Here is a 6,642-nt window from a genome sequence, read left to right as displayed (position 1 = left end):
CGATCAACCGACCTCGGCCATGACCTCATCCGACACATCGAATCCGGCACAGTGCGTAGACGTTCTGCACGTCGTCGCGAGCAACCGATCAACCGACCTCGGCCATGACCTCATCCGACACATCGAATCCGGCACAGTGCGTAGACGTTCTGCACGTCGTCGCGAGCAACCGATCAACCGACCTCGGCCATGACCTCATCCGACACATCGAAGTTCGCGTAGACGTTCTGCACGTCGTCGCAATCCTCGAGCGCGTCGATGAGTTTGAAGACCTTCTTCGCGCCTTCGACGTCCAGCGGCACACTGACCGACGGCAGGAACGTGAGATCCGCGGACTCGTACTCGAAACCGGCTTCCTGCAAGGCTTTCCGGACCGGGACGAGGTCGGTGGCCTCGGAGACGATCTCGAAGTTCTCGTCGAGGTCGTTGACCTCTTCGGCGCCCGCGTCGAGCACGGCCATGAGGACGTCGTCCTCGCCGGCGTCACCCTTGGGCATGATCACGACGCCCTTGCGGTTGAACATGTAGGCGACCGAACCCGGGTCGGCGAGCGAGCCGTTGTTCCGGGTGAGCGCGGTCCGGACCTCCATGGCGGCGCGGTTCTTGTTGTCGGTGAGGCATTCGATCAGCACGGCCACACCGTTCGGGCCGTAGCCTTCGTAGGTGATGGTCTGCCAGTCGGCGCCACCGGCCTCTTCACCGGCGCCGCGTTTGCGGGCGCGCTCGATGTTGTCCTGCGGGACCGAGTTCTTCTTGGCCTTCTGGATGGCGTCGTAGAGCGTCGGGTTGCCGTCCGGGTCGCCACCGCCGGTCCGGGCCGCCACCTCGATGTTCTTGATCAACCGGGCGAAGAGCTTGCCGCGCTTCGCGTCCAGGTTGGCCTTCTTGTGCTTCGTGGTGGCCCACTTGGAGTGGCCGCTCATCTCTCCTCCATCTACTCCTGTGCCCGCCGCTGAGCACAGTGTCGGTTTTGCTAAGCCTGCCGCACGAGGTCGACGAACAGCCTGTGCACGCGTTCGTCCCCGGTGAGTTCGGGGTGGAACGACGTGGCGAGTACCGCCCCCTGCCGGACCGCGACGATCCTAGCGGCCGCCTCGTCCGAGCCCGGCATTTCGGGAACACTGGCGAGTACCTCGACCCCGTCGCCCGCCTTTTCGACCCACGGGGCGCGGATGAACACAGCGTGCACCGGGCCGCCTTCGACGCCGGTGAAGTCGAGGTCGGCTTCGAAGGAGTCCACCTGCCGCCCGAACGCGTTGCGCCGGACGACGACGTCGAGACCGCCGAGTTGCCGCTGGTCAGGCCGTCCGTCGAGGGCCTGGCGGGCGAGCAGGATCATCCCGGCGCAGGAGCCGAACGCGGGCATCCCGTCCGCGATGCGCTCGCGCAGCGGCTCCAGCAGTTCGAAGGTCTCCAGCAGCCTCGACATGGTGGTCGACTCGCCGCCCGGCAGCACCAGACCGTCCACTTCGGACAGTTCGCTCGCGCGGCGGACCGGCAGCGCACGCGCACCGGCGCGTTCCACCATCGCGGCGTGCTCCCGCACGTCGCCCTGCAGTGCGAGCACGCCGACCACCGGCCGTGCCCCCGTCGCGATCGCCACCCGACCTCCCGAAAGACCTTCCCCTTAGCTTAGGCGCTTCGGGGAACGGCCAGGTCAGGGGACCCCGGCCAGCCGCAGCAGGGCGGCGGTCGCGGCGGCCGCCACGACGACCAGCGCGAACGGCGCCTTGCGCCAGGCGAGCACGCCGCCGACCAGGACTCCCGCGGGCCGGGCGTATCCGGCGAACTCGTGCCCCTCGGTGAGCGCGGCGACCGCGACCAGCGCGGCCAGCAGCACGACCGCCGAACGCGCCATCAGTTTCTCGGCCTTGGGCGACACGGTGAACCGCGCCTTCAGCACCGGTCCGGCGAACCGGAAGGCGAAGGTCCCGGCCGCGAGCACGCCGCCGGCGATGATCAGTTCCAGCGGATCCATCAGCGCACTCCCTCGGGTTCACGTTCGGCGGGTTCCTTCGCGGCCACTCCGGCCAGCACGCCGACCAGCGCCAGCAGCACCGGCAGCCCCGCGGGCAGGAACGGTGTCGTGGCCAGCGCGACGGCGACGCCGACGAGCACCGGCAGCCGGGCGGCACGGTCGCGCAGCGACGGCAGGACCAGCGCGAGCAGCACCGCAGGGAAGGCCGCGTCCAGGCCGAAGGCGTCGGTGTCGCTGATCGCGGTCCCGGCGTACGCCCCGGCGAGGACGCCGACGTTCCAGCAGACGAACAGCCCGATCCCGCAGACCCAGTACGCCGCCTTGCGCCGCTCTTCGTCGCGCTGGGCCAGCGCGAACGCGACAGATTCGTCGATCATCAGATGGCTGCCGACGATCCTCGACGACCACCGCTTCCCCAGGACGTCGCCGATCGCGAAGCCGAACGGCAGATGCCGCGCGTTGGCGAGCAGACCCGCCGCGACGGCCGCCACCGGGCTGCCGCCGGCGGCGATGATGCCGACGAACATGAACTGCGACGCGCCCGCGAAGACCAGCACAGAAAGCAGCATGGGCGCCCAGATCGGGAAGCCGGAGCCCACCGCGATCGCGCCGTAGGAGATGCCGACAATGGTGTCGGCGAGGCAGACCAGCCCGATGTCACGGAGAAGATCGCGCCCCAGGACACGAGTGGTTGTTCGCCATATCGAACGCATAGCGTCATACAATGAACGAACGCAGCCGTGTTCGTCAAGGCGAACGCAACGACCGATGGAGCGAACGCATGTCCCCGACCGCGTCCGACGGCGCACCCCTGGACGTCATCGCCATGTCCCTGCGCCGGGAACGCGCCCGCACCGGGCTGTCCCTCACCGAGGTCGCCAAACGCGCCGGCATCGCGAAATCCACGCTCTCGCAGCTGGAGTCCGGGGCGGGGAACCCGAGCGTCGAGACGGTCTGGGCGCTGTGTGTCGCGCTCGACGTCCCCTTCTCCCGGGTGGTGGAGCCCGAACGCCCCCGTGTGCAGGTCATCCGCTCGGGCAGCGGGCCGACGGTGTTCGCCGAACACGCCGACTACGCGTGCACGCTGCTCAGCTCCTGCCCGCCCGGAGCCCGGCGCGACGTCTATCTGATTCGCGCCGAGCCCGGGAAACCGCGGCTCTCCGATCCGCATATGAGCGGCATCGTCGAGCACATGATCCTCAGCGCCGGGCGGGCAAGGGTCGGACCGCAGGACGATCCGGTCGAACTGCTGCCCGGTGACTACATCTGCTACCCCGGCGACATCCCGCACATCTTCGAAGCGCTCGAACCGGGCACGTACGGCGTGGAGATCGCCGAGTACACCTGATCAGGCGGGCTCCTCGGCCTTCTCCTCGGTGACGTCGGCGAGCTTCCAGCCGCCCTTCCGCCGCAACACCAGGACGTAGTACGCGATCGACAGCAGGGCGACGCAGGCCGTGACGATCAGGCTCGGCCGCCCCACCGCCGGGTCGAGCAGGTTCTGGTAGACCACGAACACCAGGACCGCCAGCGCCAGTACCGGCGCGACCGGGAACCACGGCATCCGGTACTCGGCGTGCGCGGTGGCGCCGGTGCGTCTGCCGACGATCGCGCCGAGGCAGAGCGCGGCGTAGACCGCCACGATCGACGTGCTCGTCACCACCAGCAGCAGTTTCGGGTCGACGAAGCACAGCAGGGCGGCCACCAGGCCGGTGCCGACGGTGGCCACCCACGGCGTCCCGAACTTCGGGTGCACCGCGGCCAGCGCCCGGTTGACCGGCCGAGGCCACGCGCGGTCGCGGCCGCTGCTGAACAGCATCCGCGAGCTGATCAGCACGATCGCCAGCACCGCGTTGACGATCGCGAGCGCGACGGCCAGCCCGAGCACCGTGTCGAGGGTTCCGCCGCCGCGCGAATCGATGAAGTAGGACAGCATGTTCTCCGAGGCGAACAGCGCGTTCAGATCGGGCGCGCCGAGCAGGACCGCGGTCACCGGGATCAGTTCCGCGAGCACCGTGATGCCGAGCGCCAACAGGATCGCGCGGGCGATCCCGCGGGATGCGTCCTGCGTCTCCTCGCCGAAGTACACCGCCGAGCCGTAGCCGTTGTAGGCGAAGATCGCGACCGAGGTGGCGATCGCGATGGCGCCGACCGTGGCCGGACCGCCGTCCGAGGCGACCGGATGCGCGAGCAGATCGGCGAACGACCGCGCCGGGTTCAGCAGCCCGAGCGCGCTGACCACGATCAGCGCGAGGATCTCGATCGCCAGGAAGATCCCGGTGACCCAGGCGTTGAGCTTGATGTCGAAAATGCCGACGACGGCCGCGACCACGCAGGTCACCGCGGCGATGACCGAACCGGGCACGCCGGGCAGGAGCACGCCGAGGTAGGTGCCGACGCCGAGCGCGATCACCGCGACGATGAGCACCTGCGTGATGATCATCAGCCCTAGTACGGCGAAGCCGGGCAAGCGGCCGAGAGTGCGGGTGACGATCGCGTACTCGCCGCCCGCCAGCGGGAACGCCGACGCCAGTTCGGCGTAGACGAAGGCCATGAACACACCGACGACCGCGGCCGCCACGAAGCTGTAGAAGGCGCCCGTCCCGGCTCCGGAGATCACCCCCGGCGCGATGATGAAGACCGACGAGGCGGGGCTGATCGCGGAGAGTGTGATGAGCAGCGTGCCGAGGGTGCGCAGACCGCGGCGCAGGGCGGGAGTGGACACGGCCGACCTCCTACAAGGTGGGTTCCTTGAATCTCCTTCGAAAAACCGTTGAGCACGCATCAAAGGCCTTCGGCCGTGTGACGTCAAGAGCTGATCGCGTTCACCTCTTGCGTTTTTCGAACAAGATTCGAAGAATGAGCGCATGGCGAGACCGAGCAAGGCAGCGGAGCGGCGCACCGAGTTGATCGAGGTGGCCAGACTGGCCGTCCTCGAGCGTGGCGTGCTGAACCTGCGGCTGAGGGACGTCGCCGAGGGCGCGGGCCTGTCGTCGGGCTCGGTCCTGTACTACTTCCCCACCCTCACCGACCTGCTCCAGGAGGTACAGCGCGAGGCGGTGGCGCGGTTCTGTTCGGCGAGGGAGCAGGCCGCGAGTACGAAAACGGCCCCGTCCGGGCGCCTGCTGGCGATGATCCGCAGCGGCCTGCCCACCGGCCCCGACGACGAACTCTGCGTGCTGCTCTACGAACTCGGCACGATCGCCCGTCGCGATCCCGTGTACGCCGCCCGGCACATCACGCTCTACGAGCAGCAGGTCCGGATCTACACCGGCATCCTCGAAGCGGGCGCGGCCACCGGCGAGTTCACGCTGACCGCGGACGCGGTGTCGATCGCGCGAAACCTCGTCGCACTGGAAGACGGCTACGGCCTGCATCTCACCCAGGCCGTGCCGACGCTGGAAACCGCCACCGCCGAAGCGATGTTGCTCTCCTACGCCCGCACAGCCACCTCGAACCCCTTGGAGGACCGTCCATGACCCGCGCCCGCGACCTGGGTGTCCCGCTGCCCGGCCGGACCGGCGAGCACAACGCGCTCACCGACATCCCCGGCGTCGAGATCGGCTTCACGACCCTCGTCGAAGGCGAATCGGTGCGCACCGGCGTCACCGCCGTCCTGCCGCGCGGACGAAAGGACTTCGCCCTTCCGTGCGCGGCGGGGACGTACGCCCTCAACGGCAACGGCGAGATGACCGGCACCGCATGGCTGGCCGAGACCGGTTCGCTGACGCTGCCGGTCCTGATCACCTCCACGCACGCCGTCGGCGCGTGCCATCGGGGCACGATCGACTGGGTGGTGCGCGAACGGCCCGACGTGGCCGCCGAATGGCTGCTGCCGGTGGTCGCCGAGACCTGGGACGGCTATCTGAACGACAGCACCGCCCCGACCATCCACAGTGGACACGCCATCGCCGCGATCGACGCCGCGCGAACGGGTCCGGTCAACGAGGGTTCTGTCGGCGGTGGCACCGGAATGACTTGTTACGGTTTCAAGGGCGGCACCGGCACGGCCTCCCGCGTCGTGTCCTATGGGGACGACGAGTACACCGTGGGAACGTTGGTACAGGCCAACTTCGGCTCACGCCGCGAACTCACCGTCGCGGGCGAGCACGTCGGCGTCGAACTAGGCGACGACAACCCGATGAAAGAGAATTGGGCGGCGCCGTCCGGCGCGGGATCGGTGATCGTGATCGTCGGTACCGATGCTCCCCTGCTGCCCGGCCAGTGCACCTCCCTCGCCCGCCGCGTCCCGCTCGGCCTCGCCCGGACCGGCACCGCCGGCTCCCACTTCTCCGGCGACCTCTTCCTCGCGTTCAGCACGGCGAACCCGGGAGCACTCACCAGCCGGTTCCCTCGGACCGAGGAGGCCGAATACGAAAGCCTTCGATTCATTCCGTGGGGCAGGCTCGACCCGTTCTTCGAGGCCGTGGTGCAGGCGACCGAAGAGGCGGTGCTCAACGCGCTGTTCGCGAACGAGGAGATGACCGGCCACCGCGGTCATCGGGTTCCCGCGTTGCCGACGGCGCGCTGGCGCGCGGTCTAGGCGTCCTTTACAAGGTCAGGGGTGAGAGCGCAGATCGCTCGCCGCCTTCGAACGGCGACGTGGCCGAACAGCGCATGGGCGATCGCCTTCGCAATTAGTCGACTACTTGCTTTTTGACCGG

The 6,642-nt window shown here is 68.8% G+C and carries 8 protein-coding genes; 3 read left to right on the top strand and 5 right to left on the bottom strand.

The window, feature by feature from the left end; all coding sequences use genetic code 11:
* Window positions 1-173: 173 nt before the first annotated feature.
* From ACLJQ7_RS37170 to ACLJQ7_RS37155, 4 genes are read right to left on the bottom strand one after another with little or no spacing between them, the layout of a single operon-like run.
* Window positions 174-923, bottom strand: coding sequence for a YebC/PmpR family DNA-binding transcriptional regulator (locus ACLJQ7_RS37170; RefSeq protein ID WP_016334762.1), 750 nt, complete (start codon window positions 921-923; stop codon window positions 174-176).
* A 50-nt stretch (window positions 924-973) separates the two neighbouring features.
* The gene (gene pdxT, locus ACLJQ7_RS37165; RefSeq protein ID WP_410652853.1) at window positions 974-1,603 is read right to left on the bottom strand and encodes a pyridoxal 5'-phosphate synthase glutaminase subunit PdxT; all 630 of its coding nucleotides are present in this window, start codon (window positions 1,601-1,603) and stop codon (window positions 974-976) included.
* A gap of 54 nt (window positions 1,604-1,657) precedes the next feature.
* Entirely contained in the window at window positions 1,658-1,978 is a 321-nt protein-coding gene (locus ACLJQ7_RS37160) for an AzlD domain-containing protein (protein WP_007034928.1), read from the bottom strand.
* Window positions 1,978-2,691 carry an AzlC family ABC transporter permease gene (locus ACLJQ7_RS37155; RefSeq protein ID WP_148106601.1) on the bottom strand — a complete coding sequence of 238 codons (714 nt, stop codon included), beginning with the start codon at window positions 2,689-2,691 and terminating at the stop codon, window positions 1,978-1,980. Before ACLJQ7_RS37155 ends, ACLJQ7_RS37160 begins: the two co-directional genes overlap by 1 nt.
* A 68-nt stretch (window positions 2,692-2,759) precedes the next feature.
* Between ACLJQ7_RS37155 and ACLJQ7_RS37150 the strand changes: the two genes are divergently transcribed.
* Window positions 2,760-3,326 carry a helix-turn-helix domain-containing protein gene (locus tag ACLJQ7_RS37150; RefSeq protein ID WP_410652852.1) on the top strand — a complete coding sequence of 189 codons (567 nt, stop codon included), beginning with the start codon at window positions 2,760-2,762 and terminating at the stop codon, window positions 3,324-3,326.
* Here the strand turns inward: ACLJQ7_RS37150 and ACLJQ7_RS37145 are convergent, their stop codons facing one another.
* Complete coding sequence (locus ACLJQ7_RS37145; RefSeq protein ID WP_410652851.1) at window positions 3,327-4,703, bottom strand: APC family permease; 1,377 nt, start codon at window positions 4,701-4,703, stop codon at window positions 3,327-3,329.
* A 142-nt stretch (window positions 4,704-4,845) separates the two neighbouring features.
* Here ACLJQ7_RS37145 and ACLJQ7_RS37140 point away from each other — a divergent pair, with 142 nt between their 5' ends.
* Complete coding sequence (locus ACLJQ7_RS37140; protein ID WP_410652849.1) at window positions 4,846-5,457, top strand: TetR/AcrR family transcriptional regulator; 612 nt, start codon at window positions 4,846-4,848, stop codon at window positions 5,455-5,457.
* A complete protein-coding gene (locus ACLJQ7_RS37135) occupies window positions 5,454-6,521 on the top strand; it encodes a P1 family peptidase (protein WP_410652848.1) in 1,068 nt (355 codons plus the stop codon). Before ACLJQ7_RS37140 ends, ACLJQ7_RS37135 begins: the two co-directional genes overlap by 4 nt.
* Window positions 6,522-6,642 lie beyond the last annotated feature (121 nt).

Origin of the sequence: Amycolatopsis sp. cmx-4-54, assembly GCF_046548895.1 — a bacterium.
GTDB lineage: Bacteria > Actinomycetota > Actinomycetes > Mycobacteriales > Pseudonocardiaceae > Amycolatopsis.
The sequence above is the reverse complement of the archived record's forward strand: the minus strand, read 5'-3'. Positions and strand labels throughout refer to the sequence as shown.